Here is a 16,270-nt window from a genome sequence, read left to right as displayed (position 1 = left end):
CACTCAAACCGCGTGCTTCTGAATCTTCTCAGTTGAGCGGCTGATCGTTAAATCTTGCAACAAATTGCGCCGTAGTTGCATTTCCCTTGTCATCGTCGGGAGCCTTGAGAGTCCCGCTGTTCGTGCTGTCTGTGATCGTGCAGGCTTTTCCATAAAGCCATGCGCCCAAGCCGCCCGCGTAAGCGACCTTGCTTTCAATCGCGCCGTAATTGTGGCAATTCGTTACAATCACTTCCTGAACCTGCTCTCCGCCGCTGGTCGTAATGGAGCCCCAGATTCCGCCCGCATGCCATTTGTTTGCGGTGACATCCGCCCGGTTGACGCAGTTGATGAATTTGATTTCGGAACCGTTCGGTCCCCAGCCCTGTCCAAGAATACCGCCCGCCACCATGCCAATACTGTTTCCGACATCCTTGTTCGCCTGAATGGTACCGCTGACCACCTCGATATTTTCAAAGGTCAGCGGCGCACAGCCGTCGCCCGCAACCGCTGAGATCGCATAACGTCCCTGCAGATCGCAGTTGACAATTTTGATATTCTTAATAACTGCGTTCTCTGCATAACCGAACAGCGCGATGCCGCGGGTATAGCTGTCCGTAGCGTAGGAACGCAGGTTCTTAACCGTATGTCCTTTGCCGTCGAACGTGCCCGTAAAAGCTTCGTCCCCGCCGATCGGCGTCCACTGTTTACTGTTCAGGTTGATATCTCTGTTCAATTCTACGGTTATCGCGGCTGTCAAACGGCCCGCATTCACTTCCTGTGCAATCCAAGCCAGTTCAGCCGCTGTATTGATTGAATAGACGTTCTCCGAAGGCGTAACCGGCGTAACAGAAACGCCGTCCCATGCCGACGCGTCGACAATCGGGCCGGTTCCTCCGGTGTTCTCCGGCTGTACATCCAGAACTTCAACAGTATTCTCAGAATCATTCACCAAGGTTTCAATGGTACCCAGATTTTGAATCGTCCTTGTGGTGGCGTTGTTCTGGTCAATCACCATTTCCTTTACCACAGCACCTGCCGCGATTTTGACGTTGCCGCCCTTGATCACAATGGCGCTGTCCGTTGTGCCGGCAAAGTTAAGCGTATTGCCTGCAACGGTGGCTGTGATCTGAACGCCGGAAAACGTACCGCCAACATTTGCAGAACCGTTCGGGACGCTGTACACAAGCCTGCCGTCTGTCATCCGGCCGCCTGTGAGGTCCGTTGTGCCGAAAGCGGCCGCATTCTCAAAAGCAAACGTATATCCATTCAGATCGATGGCGTAACCGTTCAGGTCGACGTTGCAGTAACCAAGGCTTACATCCCTGGTCAGCGCGATGTCCTTCATCAGAACAAAGGTCGGCGCGACCTCATCTTCACCGATGACGAAATCCGCATCGCTCCTTACTTCTTTGATATCCGGCGCCGTGGTCTGGGTCGCCGATACAATGATGTCCGCGCTGAAGGCCCCGTTCATATACGAATTCCCTGCGCTCTCGTTCATACCATAATCCAAACGGTAAACGTTTACGGCGTTCCCCGCCGCCATGTTCGCGTTTGCGGCACTTTTGTCGTTTGAAAGCAGTGCCATCGCCTGTCTGTCCCCCGCCAGCGTATCGGCATCTCCCACGGCATCGACCGGCGTCAACGTGTACCAGAGCGCATCCTGCAGGCCTTCATCCATTGTTGAAAAACTCACCTGATACTTCAGTGCGAGACTTCCCCGGTTGTAGATGGCGATATACTTTGTATTGGTTTGTCCCGGTTCCCAATTCTTATCGTCGATAAGTGAAGGCGTCGCGGGATTGGAAAAGTCCCCGTCGGTACCAATGGCTTTACCTTCCTTGTCAAAGCCATAAACGCCGATCTGGAGATTTCCCGCCTGAATGCGGTTTCCTTTGTTTGAGACGGTGTCGCTGAACCACGCGAGCGTGGTGCCAATCAGCATGGCGAGACAAAGTATCACGCTCAGCCCGCATGCCCACAATGACCGTTTTGTACTGCTGCTTTCCTTTTTTGCCATTGTAACTCCTCCTACCTGTTTTTCGGCCGGCCGCTAACGGTCTGCCGTGTTGAATGGGAATATTGATTGCCACAGTACGACGTTTTTAGAGACATTTTTGCGGAATTGTTTTCAAACACGTCATATGCTGGACATTTATATAGTATCATATACCAGATGTGATGTCAATGATATCCATGAATTTTCATAGCAATCGCAGATATTTCTTTCTGTGATGAGGACATCTGTTCCGGTTCAAAGAATCTTCATCTCGCAGCATGACCTTTTTTCGTTTTTAATCCGCTCAACTCCCCCGCATACAAATGCTCTTACCTTCACCTGTGTCTGGTCGCTATAGTTCAGCCTTGCCGCTTCGTTGTCAGCCTCCATGCCGCCCGGCGATACAGACCGCACTTCCATCCAGTAAGTTCTCCCCAACCCCAAACGACTCAGAAAACGGCGCGGGACGCATTCCAGGATGCATTCCGCGCCGTTGTTATAGATATATTTATATACCGCGTCAAAGCAGTGTTCCCATGTGCAAAAGCGCGCCTATCCGTCGTGCCGGCGGCGTCTTCTCAGTACTGTGACCGTGACGGCCGCGCCTGTGAAGAGCAGCACCGCAATCGCTACCGGCGCCATGTCGCCGGTGTTCACCAGACCGGAGCCGGTGTTCCGGGAGGAAGAACCGCCTGCGTCCGATCCCGCGGAGGCGCTCGCCATGCTGCTGGAGCCGCCGGACGGATCTTCGGAGCCTGTCGGCTGCGAAGGCTCCGGTTCAGACAGGACCTGCTCGTCCTCCTTCTGGTAGGACACGACCAGAAGCTCGGACAGCTTGTCTGTCGGGATGGTCAGCAGGCCGTCCGCCGCCGTGAACGCTTCGCCGTCCATATATGCCATGACCAGATCGGCTTCCCCGGCCGGAACTGAGATATCCAGCATGCTGAACGAGGGCGCATACGCTCCGGTGTAATCGACATCCACTGCGCCGTCCGCCGTGTTGTTTTCATCGGTCTTGAGCACTTGCGTCGTGATGACCGATGAAAGATCCATGGTGTAGATGCACGCATCCTTCGGCGTGTAGCCCTCGATCGCCGGCGTCTCGGACGCGCTGTCCTTTGTCACGGACAGCTTTGCGGTCTCGGAGAGTCTTCCGCTGACGGATACGCCGCTTGCCTGATCGAGCAGGGTGCTGTCGGCGACGCTGTAGCCGTAGGTCTCATAGAACAGCGCGGAATACCACCGATAGTAAAGGTCCGGCCGGTAATCATACGCATTCTCGTTGTAAAATTTTTCGAGCGTCGCCTGGGACAGATCGAAATCCGCCGGATAGTAGGTGTCAAAGGTGTCCGCCGTGTAGTTGAGATATGGACTCCTGCCGTCGCCGTCCACATCCAGATATGGGCCGAGCTCCGCGTCATAATCGATGATCGCCGCGCTGTCCGCGCTGTTGCCCCAGACCCTTGTTCCGGTCGGCGAGGACTTGTCCAGCGCCATGCTGACGCTCGAACCTGGAAAGACACAGGCCCTGCCGTTCAGCAGGCTCGTGTACCAGCCGGCGTCCTCGTCATAGCTGTTGATCAGGTTGTACAGATCGGCATTTCCGCTGTAAAGCCAGCTGCTGGTGATGTCGTCCGCGGTATATCCGGCCTCGGCCAGCTTGTCCTTCAGCGTGCCGGTCAGCTTCGGTCCGTCGTAGCCGACCAGGTTGGAGGTCATCATGAAGCTGTCGTCCCGCAGCATGAAGCTTTCCAGCCGGTTTTGATAGGACAGCTGCCAGCCGCCGTTCTCGACGGCCGTGTTGTTGGCCGCGCCTGCCGTGCAGTTGATCACAATGCGGCAGCCCATTTCGGAATAGGTTCTCTGCAGCTCCTGATAGTTGTAGATGTCCGCGCAGATCGCCACGCCGACATAGCCGAACGGCGTTTCGAAGATGCCGTCGTTTTCGGTGCCATACGCGGACCAGTTCGGCTCCGGGAAGGCCAGATTGACCTTGCGGTAGGACTGGATGTGGTCCGGACCCAGAATCGCGACCGAGTTCCAATAGGTGTCCGGATCGATCTCATCCTGCTCCGGCAGACCGATCAGCACATACATGCCGTAGGACTCCGCGAGCTGCTGGAGTTCCCTGATCACCTTGCTGGGATGATCGCCGCGCACCACCTGCGCCAGAACGTGCTGCATGTAGTCGCCGCAGTAAAGCGCCTTTTCCTCCGCGGAGTAATCCTCCGGGAAGACGACCGCATAGCCGGTCAGCGCCATCTCCGGAAAGACCAGCAGCTCGACGCCGTCCTCATACGCGGACTGCATGAGCGCCTTGATCTTCGCCACATTCGCATCCAGGTCTCCCCAGACCGGCTTGAAGTTGACTGACGCAACCCTTGCCGTATCCTTGTAGGGACTGTCCGCGCCGTAATCCGGCAGGTCATAATCGGTCAGCCTGCCGTACCAGTTGGCCAGCAGATTCAGCCGGCGGCCGCTCATACCGTTTGCCGTGTCGCGGGCGCTTTTCGGGATACTCGCGGATACGATGCCCGCTTCGACAGTCTTCGCCGGCGCGGACTGGCTGTCGTTTCCGCCCGCTATCCAGCCGTTCTGATAGCCGGTGCAGACGTGGCTCTCACCGAAATAGATCCTATTTCCATCGTTGGTGAACAGGTTCGCCACGGCGACCGGCCGGGAATACATCCGCAGGAAGGCATAGGTCGAGGTGTACAGGTCATACTGAGCTTGTGTCAGACCATTCGCTTCAAATGGGTCGTATCCGTATGACTGGCCGACCAGAATCATCCTGCAGGCCGCGCCATAATAATACTTGCCAAGTTCCGCGACGTCCGCGAACTCATTTCCCAGCGCCAACCCAAAGCTGCCGTATTCGGTGGACAGCACATACGGCTCTTCTCCGGCGCTGAAGCCCTCCGCCGCCTCTTCATCGGTCAGATGGATCTTTTTATAGGTATCGACATCGCCGTCCGGATCACAGATGACCATGGCCGAGTAGTACCGCTCATCCTCCGAGATAACGGCGCCGAACAGAACATACAGGTCGTTGATATCTGCCACAGCGGCAATTTCCTGCACACCCGCATCAGACCTCACATCCACGGCATCCTGCGGGCTGCTGGTCAGCGTATATTCCGGGAACAGGACGATGTCATTCCCGGCATCAATGGCCTGTGCGATGTCCTCCTTCATCAATGCCAGATTCTGCGCCTGCTGATCCTCGCCGGTCAACATCGCCGCAAAGTTGACCGCCGCAATGTCAAACTCCGGCTGCTCGGCGCTGACCTGCGTCGTCAGCCATGCGGAACACACCATACTGACCGTCAGCACAGCAGATATGATCTTTTTTCCCTTCACCATTCCTCATCCTTTCTAAGCTTGTTTGGATTTTCGGATAAAAAAAGAATGGAGCCGAATCCGCCTGGGATTCAGCTCCATTGCTTTGGCTACATGATAGCACCATCCGGGAAGAAATGTCAAGCTTTTTCAGGATAATTGTCAGAATTTTATCAATCACATCCATACAACAGATCTGATGTTTAAAAACTTTGGCCATTCTGCAGCAAAGCATTTGCCGCACATCGTCACAGGACGAGTTCTGCTATCATAAAATGACTCAAGGAGCATCAATTCTGCCTTGTCCTGCTTTCGCGCCTGGAAAAAGGACAGGATTTTTCGAAGAATCTGCAGAAATATGAGGTCTAATGGGATATGCCGTACGCATAAACTTGAAAGTGACGGTTTTCGAAACTACGATATAATGAAGGGTGTGATTTGGTTGTGTTAGAACTTATCCGGCTGGTATGGGGAAATCTGCTGTACTTTGCATTACATATTTCCGGATCCAACTCGTTCCCCAAGCCGCTGACGGCCAAGGAGGAGCAGGAATGCCTGCAGCTGATCAAACAGGGCGATGAACAGGCCAAAAATAAATTGATTGAGCACAATCTGCGTTTGGTTGCACATATTGTCAAAAAATATTATGCGGCCGTCAAAGAACAGGATGACCTGATTTCGATCGGCACCATCGGGCTGATCAAGGCGGTCTCCACCTTCAACGCCGACAAGGGCACCCGTTTCGCAACATATGCTTCCAGATGTATCGAAAACGCAACCCCCACCTAGCGGCCTTTTCGGACGAAAAAGACGTGGAATGCGCTCCTTTTTCGACCGGCTGGCAAGTCTGGCGTGAAATCGGTAAAAACATGTGGCTCATGGCGAGGCGGAGCAAGGGCGGATTTGTGTTCGCTCCGCTGTATGTCCACAGCTTTCGCTTCCTCCGGCCCCATAAGCTGACCGAGGCGGAGAAGTTCAATATCCAGTACCCCGACCCGTCCATGATTACCAATGTGGCGGACAAGCTGCGGTATTATCGGTATAAAAAATCCCTGCGTCAGCGTGATGTGGCTGATTACGCAGGGATAAACAAGAGCACCTATATTCATTATGAGAATCCGGAGCATGACTGCTATCCGATTGACAAGCTCAGCCGGATTGCGGAACTGCTGGAAGTCGATATAACCGACCTGTTGGACGAGTACAACCGATTTCTGTATGAGGGGCAGGGTCAGCAGATACGGGCTATTCGTAAGGGGATGGGACTGACGCAAAATGAATTTGGCAGATGTATGGGGGTGCATGGCGGCACGGTGAAGAAGTGGGAGGGAGACCAAACTATTTTGTCAAGAGCTTCATGGGAAATAGTTAAACAATTATTTCTCATATGGGTTGAAAACTCCTACACATTAGGAGTATAATATAAAAAAATGATATGAGCGGTGATTAATTTTGAAAGCAATAGCTATGTTTAATAATAAAGGTGGCGTAGGTAAAACTACATTGGTTTGTAATCTATCAGCTTATTTAGCAAAGGAGCTAAATAAAAAAGTTTTATTGATTGATGCCGACCCGCAATGTAATTCATCGACTTATCTGCTTAGTGAAAAGGATTTTTATGATGCCTATTATGAATGTGACGCATTCACGATAGCTGATTTATTGTTACCCCTTTCTAGGGGAGAAGGATTTACACAAGCGATAAATATTAATAGCAATTCTGATTTCGGTGTAGATTTATTAATTGGCAGTCCCCGTTTAGCAATGATGGAAGACTTGCTCGCATCAGACTGGAGTGATGTTTCTGGTGGTCGGGCCAGAGGCACAAGAACTACTCTCGTATTTAGCGAAGCTATATCGAGATTTAATAACTATGACTACATATTTTTTGACATGGGTCCATCACTAGGAGCAATTAATCGAGCAATACTTTTGGCTTGTGATTACTTTATTACGCCCATGTCTCCAGACATTTTTAGTCTTCTAGCTCTTGAAAATATAGGGACAAGTATTATCAAGTGGGAAGAAGAATTCAACAATGGAGTCATAAAATTAAAAAAATCAGACCCTACATCTATCGAAAATTTAAAAGAAGAATTTAATATTCGCTTTTTGGGATACGTTACTCAACAATATACAAGTAAAACCGTCGAAGGTCAAAAAATTCCAGTTAAAGCGTATGAAAATATTATTGATGATATCCCTACTGCTGTAAAAAAACATATAGTAGAACCAATAAATAAAGGCTGTTCTATTCAGAACTATTCTTTAGGATTTATACCGACTTTTAATAGTGTTATTCCTATGTCACAGAGTGCACATAAACCAATTTTTTCTTTATCCTCTAGAGATGGTGTGGTTGGCTCACATTTTTCAAAAGTAGCTGAATTTAAAAGAATAATGCAAAGCGTCGCGGAGAGGACACTCCATAACATTGAGGTGTTATAAGGATGATTCAATGGCCGGATGATTTAATAATGGATATTGCTCGGAGAACATGTGTTTTATACATTGGTGCCGGTATTTCAGCAAATTCTGAAGCTCCAGATGGCAGCAAGCCACCCACATGGAAAGAGTTTTTATCCAAAGCATTAAAAAACGTTAAAAAAGATAAAGATTTTATACAACAGTTGCTTGATGAGAACGACATGCTTACGGCGTGTGAAATTATTATGGAAAAGTTAGGAACACATGAATTTCATAATATTGCGCATGATTGTTTTAGACGACCCGGGTATAAACCTGCTGAGATTCATGAAGTAATTTATAATTTGGACTCAAGACTGGTTATATCCCCAAATGTAGATAAAATATATGAACAATATGCCCAGACCACATCATCTTCAACGGTGGTAATAAAAAAATATTCTGAGTACGATACTCCTAATTTTATTAGATCACAGGATAGAATTATCTTAAAAGCTCACGGTTCGATTGATACTCCACATGAGATGATATTCTCTAAGCATCAGTATAATGAAGCAAGGTATAAATATAGCAGCTTCTACAAATTATTGGACTCGTTAGCGTTGACTCATACATATATTTTTATTGGATGTGGCCTTAATGACCCTGATATTAAATTAACTCTTGAAAATTATAACTTTTGTTTTCCAGGGTGTCGCCCCCACTATTTCATCACCTCAAAACAAAGTATTAATGAATGTATTAGTAAAAGTTTGCTCCAAAATTGTAATGTACAAGTACTATCCTATGATAATGATGATAGAACGCATAGAGACTTGCTTCTATCGCTACATGAATTAGTCAAAAAAGTTGAACAAGCCAGAGAGCAACTTTCAGGTACCCAAAATTGGTAGAAAAAATGGACGATTGGCATGCAAGTGCCGACCGTCCATTTTCTTTAAGCTTCATTTTCTCTCATTGCCAGTCTAAAAATCCGCTCCACGTAATCCGTGACTCCATTGGCCGCATGGATGGTGGCAATCATCAGTTCATCCATATCCACATTGCTGAAGTCGATGGTATACCCGGCATGACGAATCAGCTGCATGAGGAAGACTCGCTGTGTCCGGCCGTTACCCTCCCGGAATGGATGAAGCAGATTGGTGTCGCAGTAAAACTCCGTGATATTCTTCACAAACGTGTCAAAGTCATCCTGCCGGAAATAGTCGGCCTCCGCCAGCCGGGCAAAGATGGCGTTCCCGATCTGCTCAATTTCATCTGCCGGTACAAACTGCGTTCCCTTTTTCGACAGGTTGACGGTGCGGATTTGTCCCGCCCAATCATACAGGTCGTCGAACAGGAACTTGTGGATAGCCTTGTAGTGGGTAAAGTCAAAGTTTCCCTCTATCGGCTCCTGCTCCAACAGGCTGATGTTGGCAAGGGTCAAGGCGGACTCCGTTTCCGCCAGTTCCACCTCGTCCCGAATATCCATTTTATTGATAAAGCAGGTGGTACCTTCGTAACAGCTATCGGAGGACGCCTCTATCTCATACGACATGGCGCTGCTCCCGTGCCGACTTCCTGACAAGCCGGATATACTCCGCTTTGGTGATTTCCTTGTTGAGCAATCTTCGGCACCATTCCTTGTGCTGAGCCGTCACGGTAAAGCCCTCCATTTCCACGGAGGCGGCGGCGTTGGCTATGGCCTGTTTCGTAGATACAGCACGATTCATGTTTATCACCTCGTATCTATAGTTTATCATGAATTGGGCGAATATACAAGAAAAATCCGGTGAGCAAAACGCCCACCGGACTCATTATTTAGCGCGTTTTGGCACCCTCTTGAACGGCCTCAATCAGCTTGATTTTCTGCTCTTTTGGACAGGTCAGCTTCTCTATATAGCTGCCGACCGCCTCAGCATGTACCATCGCTACCCGCTTCTGCAATTCCGCGAGAGCCTGTTCAGTCGTTGGATAATGAACAATGATATTCAATCAGTCGGCACCCTCCCCTGCAAATTAGATGTTATCAGCATATGCGGCAAAGATTGTCCGGTATGCTAATCTATTTCAGGGGAGCAAGCGCCCAACAGTTCCGTGGCTCTCTCAATTTGTTTGGTCGCGTCGTAGAGGCAATTCCAAATTTCCGTCGTCATATTTCCGGTGGATTCCAGCCGGTAGTCCAAATCGGCAATCGACCTTTTGATTCTCTCCGCATCCTGTACCGGCGTCCGCTTCTTGCCCTCCGACAGAACCTTTACGATTTTCACCATTTCAATCCCTCCCAACCGTGCTTTTGTTTTCAGACACCGATTCAGGCGTAAACTTCTGCTTTTCTGCGAGCTGCTTAAATAGTGGACATATATCTTCATATCCGTTTGTCTCCTTAATCGTTATAAACTGAAAGCGGGACAGCCTCTCCGCCCCCTGGGATGAACATGAAATTTCGAGCACATTCCATATGGTGCTGTACATGCTCCAGAGATGAGAGCGCTTTTATGTGAGCGTATCCTACGTCAAGAGGACGGCACCAAGGGCAGACGTCCAAATCACTTTCCAGCAATGCAATGAAACAGTTGTTCAACTCCTCCACGTCATCATACAATTGTTGTATTCTTTTGCTAAGTTGCCATTGTTCATATTGGAGTTGGAGCAATTCGCTTTTTTCTGTTTTCATCTGACATCCGTCCTATCTTTTCAAATTATAGTGTTCATAAGTAATCGCGTTGAGCTCGGTCTCGCCCCCGTCGTCATTTTGGATAATTCGAATTGTCCGACTGAAACAGGGGGACTGTGACTTCACCAGCCGTTGTACCTCTCGGTACGGCATGGCGACAGCCGTTGGACGAACAATCCCGGAGGAACAGCGATACAATTTCATATGGAGAGGATAGAACCGCAGCCTGGCTCCTTTTATAATGAGCTTGGATGGTCGGTCAGCCTGCAAATCCTCAAGTACGTCAACATCTTTGAGGCGGGCCATGAAATACACGCCGATATTGTCATACCCGGCGAAACTTTTAATCCAGGTGAAGCCATGTCCCCATAAACGGGTCAGCTCCGCATGGGGGATGAAAAGCCTCCTTGCCTGCATGTCTTTTATCAGCACATGAAAGTGCCAACTGCCTCGGTGCTGTGGCTCCGTGACTGCGATGTACTCACAATGGGGGTAACGATAGGATAATTTCTGCCAAAACCTCTTGAAGTCGGCATACAAGGGCTGAGGATCTGTAACCTGCTCCCGATAGGTCAGGACGACATGGCATTCCGATGGCAATCCAAAGAAATTGGCGTTGATAATCCGCCGAAGTCTTTCAAAGGACGGAAGCATAGAATTTTGACGACTGGATTGTTTCGACGTATGGTAATCGCATAGTTCTCCGGTGTCCAAGTCGATGTAGTGACCCTTATCAAATTTGCGGTAACGGGTCAGATTGCGGGGCTGCTTGTCCATCGTTTCCACTTCGATGATGTGTCCGGTGATGAAAACCTTGGACATGGCGTTTTCATCAAGGTGTTTGCCGGGGGATTTCGCTAGGGTAATCCTCTCTTTCATAGAGTGAGCCTCCTGAGCATGAATTTCCCACTGCAGGAGAAGATAACAGATGCCATCAAACCGTAAATGTTTGTAAGCAGATACATCATTATCTTCAGCTTATAAGTAGGTTATATTAGACACGTCTCACGGCCCCTTCTGACTCCCGTTTTTTGAATATTTATTTTAGTTTAGATAAAAACTTTTTCGGCTGATGTACCGGCAAGAATCAAGTAAAAGAAAAAGGAGACCCCATTAGGAGTCTCCTGACAAAAATAAACCCTCTCACAAAGCAATGCAGCCGTTTTCACCCGTTGGCCGGAAAAGGGGGCAGTTCACGCTGTAGGACGTGAGGGGGGCAAAAGAAAGCGCGGAGGAATACCCCCGCGCTATGACAAATTATTTACTATATAAATTCATGATGATTTCTATTATGTCCGGGTTTAATTCTTCATAAAAAGTATTGTTGTAAACATTATATCGCATTTCCTCTTCGGACAGTGGGTGAAGAATTTCTTTAAAAGATTCGGGCTTTTCTAACCATTTAACATTGATAGCTTTTTTGTTTTCACCTAAAAGCGGAGGTTGACTGTACGCTGTACTCGTTACTGTTCCAACCGCTTTTATATGTAAAACTTTACCTTTTATAACGAACGATTTGACATAAATAATGTCTCCGATTTGCACCTGATTCATCATGGCATAGAGCCCAGGAGCTTCTTCCTCTTCCCAACCAATGGCAACTGCATGTTTTTTACCAAATTCATCCAGCATTGGTTTGTCACCCCAAGTAGCGCCAATTCCCCAAATTCGCATGATTGCACCTCCCCAAATTCATTTTTATTATTTTACCATATATTTCTTGACGTGTAAACGAAATTTCAGAAAAGCAATTGCCGTATCCCTTCTACAAAGCGCATATAAGTCGTTCTGCGACCCCTCCAGCCGTTTCACCACTTTTCCCGCAACCGGGGGCAGCCTAAATTACAGAGCCTTACAGAGCGTTCTGGACGCAATGAACGCAAAAGGGTAGAACGACCATTCAATCGCTCCAACCCTTATCTTACTCATTAAATATATTCTGCAAAAAATAAAGGAACCACCTCATCCATGTTTTGCTTTTCTCCGTTTTGCCCAATAAAATAAAGAGCAATATGGTCTAATTCTTCTATGTATAGAAAATAAAATTTTACTTCATAATATTCGCCGCCGTTTTGAGCTGTAACGGAATAAATAACGCTTACCGAATCGTTATCTTTCTCATTTTCACTACTATCTAATTTCCACTCAGCTTCATAAGATTCCATGTTTTCTTTAAGTACATTCTCCATAACATCGCTCAACTTATTCCCCTTAAAATCAAGCTGCGTAATATTGCTGTTATTGGGAGAATAAGTTACCTTAATCTGCGTGGCATTTTTGACAGCTGCTATAGCTGTATCCTCTTTTGTACCGCACGCGGCTAATGATATGGCAAGTACAGCAATCATAAGGAAACTCAAAAACTTCTTCATTGGTTATTCCCCTTCTTTTTCTGTATCAGACCGATTACCAGTAATACAATGGCTACAACCAGAAAAACACCGCAGGCGATTATCATGATATTGGGCAGCATACGAAGGAAATCTTCGCTGGACGTATCGCCATAGGCCTTTGCTACCCCGTATGAAGCTCCACTTGGCAGGTTGAAAGAAGCAATTGTCCCAACTACAAAACAAACAACCGCCAGAATGCCGCTGATAGCGGTACCTAAAAACCATTTTGATTTTTTCATGTAAAATACCCCCTGCACTATTTGTTGATATGAGAATTTATGTATGAAAGCATATCATCACGAGGCTTCTTTTTACTGGAAAAGCCGAATCCATTCAATGCAAATTTGAATTCCTCACCAGTGCGCGTAACGACGTTTAATCCCGCTCCAGCTATCGATTTTTCCACACTCGCATTGGTGATTTCAGATAATGGAATGCCGTTGAAATCTTTCATAGTCAGAGATAATAGGCCAAATGCAGCAGCATTCATGACGCCTTTCTTTTCAAATAATATCCGTTGATTTGTCAAAACTAAATATCCGGACGGATGTGGATATCCCTTGAGAAAAGTTGCCATGTGTGACATGATGAATTCTTCACTCGGCATAAGGGGCGACTTCATTTTATAACTCATAATTAATACCTTCTTTTTGCTAAAATATTACCTTTTTATTCTACAACGACTTTCTCGTTTTGTCAACTATTATTTAGTTATATCGAGCGAGAATCTCGTTTTTCATTTACAATTAAACGGGTGATGAAAAACATGATTTTTAACGAGATTTTACGTGTTTTAATAGATGAACATGGATTAACGCAAAAACGATTAGCACAGGATTTGCATATACCCGTATCCACATTGGGCGGATATGTGCAGGGTACAAGCGAACCGGATTTTGAAACCCTCAAAATGTTAGCAGGATATTTCAACGTATCAGCCGACTATCTGTTAAATATTCAGACCGGGCAGGCGGAAACCCGCCAGGAAAATGAACTGTTACGGATATTTCGTTCCCTGCCGATGGATCAACAGGAGCTATATCTTGAGCAAGGCAAAACAATGATAAGACTGAATAGCAAAAAGAGCGCCGAATCCTTGAAATCGACTTCATAAACAAGCGGCGGCTTTGATAAGCAAAACGCCCACCTTTGATAAAGCATCAAGGGTGGGTCTTTTCATGCAAAAATATGATTTGACATTTGCCCAAATATAAGGCATAATTTAGGTATAGTCCGTAATGTGATAAAACAATATGATATAAATTTAAGGAGGTAAAAGAATGGAGGATTTACAAGTCAGGCTGATAAACGACCCGCGCAAGTTTGCGGTGTATACCCGCAAATCCAAATTCACGGGCAAGGGCGAAAGTATCGACAACCAGTTTGAAACATGCAAGGAGTATATTAAATACCATTATCCCGACACCAAAGACGAGGATATACTGGAATTTCTGGACGAGGGCTATTCCGGGGGCAACACCAACCGTCCCCATTTTAGGGAACTCATGAATAGCATTAAGAAGAACGAAATCAAGGCGGTCGTGGTCTACCGCTTAGACCGTATCAGCCGTAACGTGGCGGACTTTGCCAAGATGTATCAGGAATTTGCCTTGATGAACGTAGCCTTTATTTCCACCAGCGAGAGGTACGACACCTCGACCTCAATGGGCAGGGCTATGCTGAATATCGCCACGGTGTTCGCGCAGTTGGAACGGGAGACCACGGCGGAGCGTATCCGCGACAACATGCACGAGCTGGCAAAGACAGGCCGCTGGCTGGGCGGTACAACGCCGACCGGCTACAAGAGCCAAGAGGTAACGTATGACAAGGGAGACGGCAAAACACGCAAGTTGCACAAGTTAGCGACCGTACCGGAAGAGGCTGAACTGGTGAGGATGATATTCCGACTGTTCCTCGAAATGGATTCCCTCACCAAAGTGGAAACCTATCTCTTACAGCACCATATCACCACTAAGAACGACAAGGATTACACCCGTTTCTCGATTAAGAACATTCTGCAAAATCCGGTATACATGCGGGCGGACGCGGACGCATGGGACTACTTTGAAGAATTGGGTATCGAATTGTACGCGGAACAAGCCGACTTCAACGGAAAGAACGGGGTTATCGCCTACAACAAGACCAATCAAAAGGCGAGTAAGGCGCATGAGATACGGGACGTGGAAGAATGGATTATCGCCGTGGGCAAGCATCACGGTCTGATAAGCGGCGCGGATTGGATAAAAACCCAGCAGCTATTGGCGAACAACGCCTCAAAATCCTACCGCAAGCCACGGAGCAATGTGGCGCTCCTGTCCGGCCTGCTGTTCTGCGGGAAGTGCGGCGGCTTCATGCGGCCCAAGCTGACCTCGCGGAAGAACGCGGCCGGAGAACGGATTTACACCTACATGTGCGAAACCAAGGAAAAGAGCCGCCGTAAGAACTGCGATATGAAAACCATCAACGGGAATACGCTGGACAAGGCGATTATCGAGGAAATCAAAAAGCTGTCTGCGAACAGCTCCGATTTTATTCAAGGATTGGAGCGTACCAAGCTGGAAATCCAAACGCATGGGCAGGAAATTGACCGGCAGCTCGAGGGGCTGAGAAAAACGCTGGGGGATAATCAAAAAGAGATTACCTCATTGGTGAATGTAATGGCGAGGTCGGAGGGCACGGCGGCATACGACCACATTCTAAACCAAATCAACGAGCTGGACGCCAAGAGCAAGAAAGCCGAACAGCGTATCGAGGAACTGGTATCCCTCAGCAAGAAAGACGCCTATTCCGATGAAGAGTTTGACATGCTCCGGCAAATGCTCCAGTCATTCGGTGATACAGTTGACAATATGAGCGTGGAACAAAAGAGGGCGGCGCTCCGTGTCTTTATCGAACGGGTGGAATGGGACGGCCAGGACATGCATGTCTACCTGTTCGGCTCCCGTGAGGTGGAGGTTGACCTGTCCGGAGTGAAAGGCGATAAGGACGAAGAACCCAGTGATACAGCCGATTCCAGTGACTCTATGTGGGTGGAGGGTGGAGAGCCGCTGCGAGGGGGTTGAGAATGAAATTTTAATGCATTTCAGAAACCAAAAGAAGCAGGCACAGGATGTCTTCATCAATGACCCGATTGACACCGATAAAGATGGAAACGCGCTGACCTTCCTGGATATCGTAGCCGACGACGGGGACATCATAGACGACATTGAACTCAAGCTGAAATCGGAACAGCTTTACAAATACATCACGCAGTCGCTGCAGCCGAGGGAACAGACTATTCTGAAGATGCGCTATGGACTCTATGGGACCCGTCCGCTGACCCAGCGGGAAATCGCCAAAAAGCTGGATATCTCCCGCTCCTATGTCAGCCGGATTGAAAAAAAGGCTGTTTCCCAGCTCCGCAAAAAATTCGACAAGGATCAAAACATTTAACCAGCGATAAAAAAGTCCCATATCATATTCAGATAAAAAAAT

At 48.0% G+C, this 16,270-nt stretch carries 19 protein-coding genes; 7 read left to right on the top strand and 12 right to left on the bottom strand.

Annotation, left to right across the window (positions count from 1 at the left end; genetic code table 11):
- Window positions 1-28: 28 nt before the first annotated feature.
- Window positions 29-2,002, bottom strand: a complete 1,974-nt coding sequence (locus BN348_RS00975) for a SipW-dependent-type signal peptide-containing protein (RefSeq protein WP_040195636.1) — start codon at window positions 2,000-2,002, stop codon at window positions 29-31.
- Between the two features lie 531 nt (window positions 2,003-2,533).
- Window positions 2,534-5,341: a carbon-nitrogen hydrolase family protein gene (locus BN348_RS00970; protein WP_197068248.1), complete on the bottom strand. Its 2,808-nt coding sequence runs from the start codon at window positions 5,339-5,341 to the stop codon at window positions 2,534-2,536.
- 423 nt (window positions 5,342-5,764) lie between these two features.
- Here BN348_RS00970 and BN348_RS00960 point away from each other — a divergent pair, with 423 nt between their 5' ends.
- From BN348_RS00960 to BN348_RS00945, 4 genes are read left to right on the top strand one after another with little or no spacing between them, the layout of a single operon-like run.
- Window positions 5,765-6,109: a sigma factor gene (locus BN348_RS00960; protein WP_040195691.1), complete on the top strand. Its 345-nt coding sequence runs from the start codon at window positions 5,765-5,767 to the stop codon at window positions 6,107-6,109.
- A complete protein-coding gene (locus BN348_RS14345; RefSeq protein ID WP_040195631.1) occupies window positions 6,082-6,741 on the top strand; it encodes a helix-turn-helix domain-containing protein in 660 nt (219 codons plus the stop codon). The genes BN348_RS00960 and BN348_RS14345 overlap by 28 nt, the downstream gene beginning before the upstream one ends.
- 31 nt (window positions 6,742-6,772) lie before the next feature.
- Window positions 6,773-7,768: a ParA family protein gene (locus BN348_RS00950; protein WP_040195630.1), complete on the top strand. Its 996-nt coding sequence runs from the start codon at window positions 6,773-6,775 to the stop codon at window positions 7,766-7,768.
- 2 nt (window positions 7,769-7,770) lie between these two features.
- Window positions 7,771-8,640: an SIR2 family protein gene (locus BN348_RS00945; protein WP_040195629.1), complete on the top strand. Its 870-nt coding sequence runs from the start codon at window positions 7,771-7,773 to the stop codon at window positions 8,638-8,640.
- A gap of 44 nt (window positions 8,641-8,684) precedes the next feature.
- Here the strand turns inward: BN348_RS00945 and BN348_RS00940 are convergent, their stop codons facing one another.
- The 10 genes from BN348_RS00940 to BN348_RS00900 form a co-directional block, all read right to left on the bottom strand.
- Window positions 8,685-9,284, bottom strand: a complete 600-nt coding sequence (locus BN348_RS00940; RefSeq protein WP_040195628.1) for a Fic/DOC family protein — start codon at window positions 9,282-9,284, stop codon at window positions 8,685-8,687.
- On the bottom strand, window positions 9,274-9,459 hold the full coding sequence (locus BN348_RS00935) for an antitoxin VbhA family protein (protein WP_040195627.1): 186 nt from the start codon (window positions 9,457-9,459) through the stop codon (window positions 9,274-9,276). Before BN348_RS00935 ends, BN348_RS00940 begins: the two co-directional genes overlap by 11 nt.
- Window positions 9,460-9,547: 88 nt before the next feature.
- Window positions 9,548-9,721, bottom strand: a complete 174-nt coding sequence (locus tag BN348_RS13745) for a hypothetical protein (protein ID WP_156136360.1) — start codon at window positions 9,719-9,721, stop codon at window positions 9,548-9,550.
- Window positions 9,722-9,786: 65 nt separating this feature from the next.
- Window positions 9,787-9,999, bottom strand: coding sequence for a hypothetical protein (locus BN348_RS00930; RefSeq protein ID WP_040195626.1), 213 nt, complete (start codon window positions 9,997-9,999; stop codon window positions 9,787-9,789).
- A 113-nt stretch (window positions 10,000-10,112) separates the two neighbouring features.
- Window positions 10,113-10,403, bottom strand: a complete 291-nt coding sequence (locus tag BN348_RS00925; protein ID WP_040195624.1) for a hypothetical protein — start codon at window positions 10,401-10,403, stop codon at window positions 10,113-10,115.
- Between the two features lie 12 nt (window positions 10,404-10,415).
- Window positions 10,416-11,282, bottom strand: coding sequence for a rolling circle replication-associated protein (locus BN348_RS00920; protein WP_040195623.1), 867 nt, complete (start codon window positions 11,280-11,282; stop codon window positions 10,416-10,418).
- A gap of 378 nt (window positions 11,283-11,660) precedes the next feature.
- Window positions 11,661-12,077 carry a hypothetical protein gene (locus BN348_RS00915; RefSeq protein WP_040195621.1) on the bottom strand — a complete coding sequence of 139 codons (417 nt, stop codon included), beginning with the start codon at window positions 12,075-12,077 and terminating at the stop codon, window positions 11,661-11,663.
- Window positions 12,078-12,331: 254 nt separating this feature from the next.
- A complete protein-coding gene (locus BN348_RS00910; protein WP_040195620.1) occupies window positions 12,332-12,775 on the bottom strand; it encodes a hypothetical protein in 444 nt (147 codons plus the stop codon).
- Window positions 12,772-13,035 (bottom strand): hypothetical protein, encoded by a 264-nt coding sequence (locus tag BN348_RS00905; RefSeq protein ID WP_040195619.1) that lies wholly within the window; start codon window positions 13,033-13,035, stop codon window positions 12,772-12,774. The genes BN348_RS00910 and BN348_RS00905 overlap by 4 nt, the downstream gene beginning before the upstream one ends.
- Before the next feature lie 17 nt (window positions 13,036-13,052).
- Window positions 13,053-13,430 (bottom strand): PH domain-containing protein, encoded by a 378-nt coding sequence (locus BN348_RS00900; protein WP_040195617.1) that lies wholly within the window; start codon window positions 13,428-13,430, stop codon window positions 13,053-13,055.
- 132 nt (window positions 13,431-13,562) lie between these two features.
- Between BN348_RS00900 and BN348_RS12795 the strand changes: the two genes are divergently transcribed.
- From BN348_RS12795 to BN348_RS00885, 3 genes are all read left to right on the top strand, one after another.
- Window positions 13,563-13,910 carry a helix-turn-helix domain-containing protein gene (locus BN348_RS12795; RefSeq protein WP_052446592.1) on the top strand — a complete coding sequence of 116 codons (348 nt, stop codon included), beginning with the start codon at window positions 13,563-13,565 and terminating at the stop codon, window positions 13,908-13,910.
- A 166-nt stretch (window positions 13,911-14,076) separates the two neighbouring features.
- Window positions 14,077-15,858 (top strand): recombinase family protein, encoded by a 1,782-nt coding sequence (locus tag BN348_RS00890; RefSeq protein WP_082020711.1) that lies wholly within the window; start codon window positions 14,077-14,079, stop codon window positions 15,856-15,858.
- Entirely contained in the window at window positions 15,794-16,228 is a 435-nt protein-coding gene (locus BN348_RS00885; RefSeq protein ID WP_320408655.1) for a sigma-70 family RNA polymerase sigma factor, read from the top strand. Before BN348_RS00890 ends, BN348_RS00885 begins: the two co-directional genes overlap by 65 nt.
- Window positions 16,229-16,270: the final 42 nt, after the last annotated feature.

Source organism: Candidatus Soleaferrea massiliensis AP7 (assembly GCF_000820765.1).
GTDB classification, from domain to species: Bacteria; Bacillota; Clostridia; order Oscillospirales; family Ruminococcaceae; genus Soleaferrea; species Soleaferrea massiliensis.
This window is presented reverse-complemented; position numbering and strand designations above follow the sequence as displayed.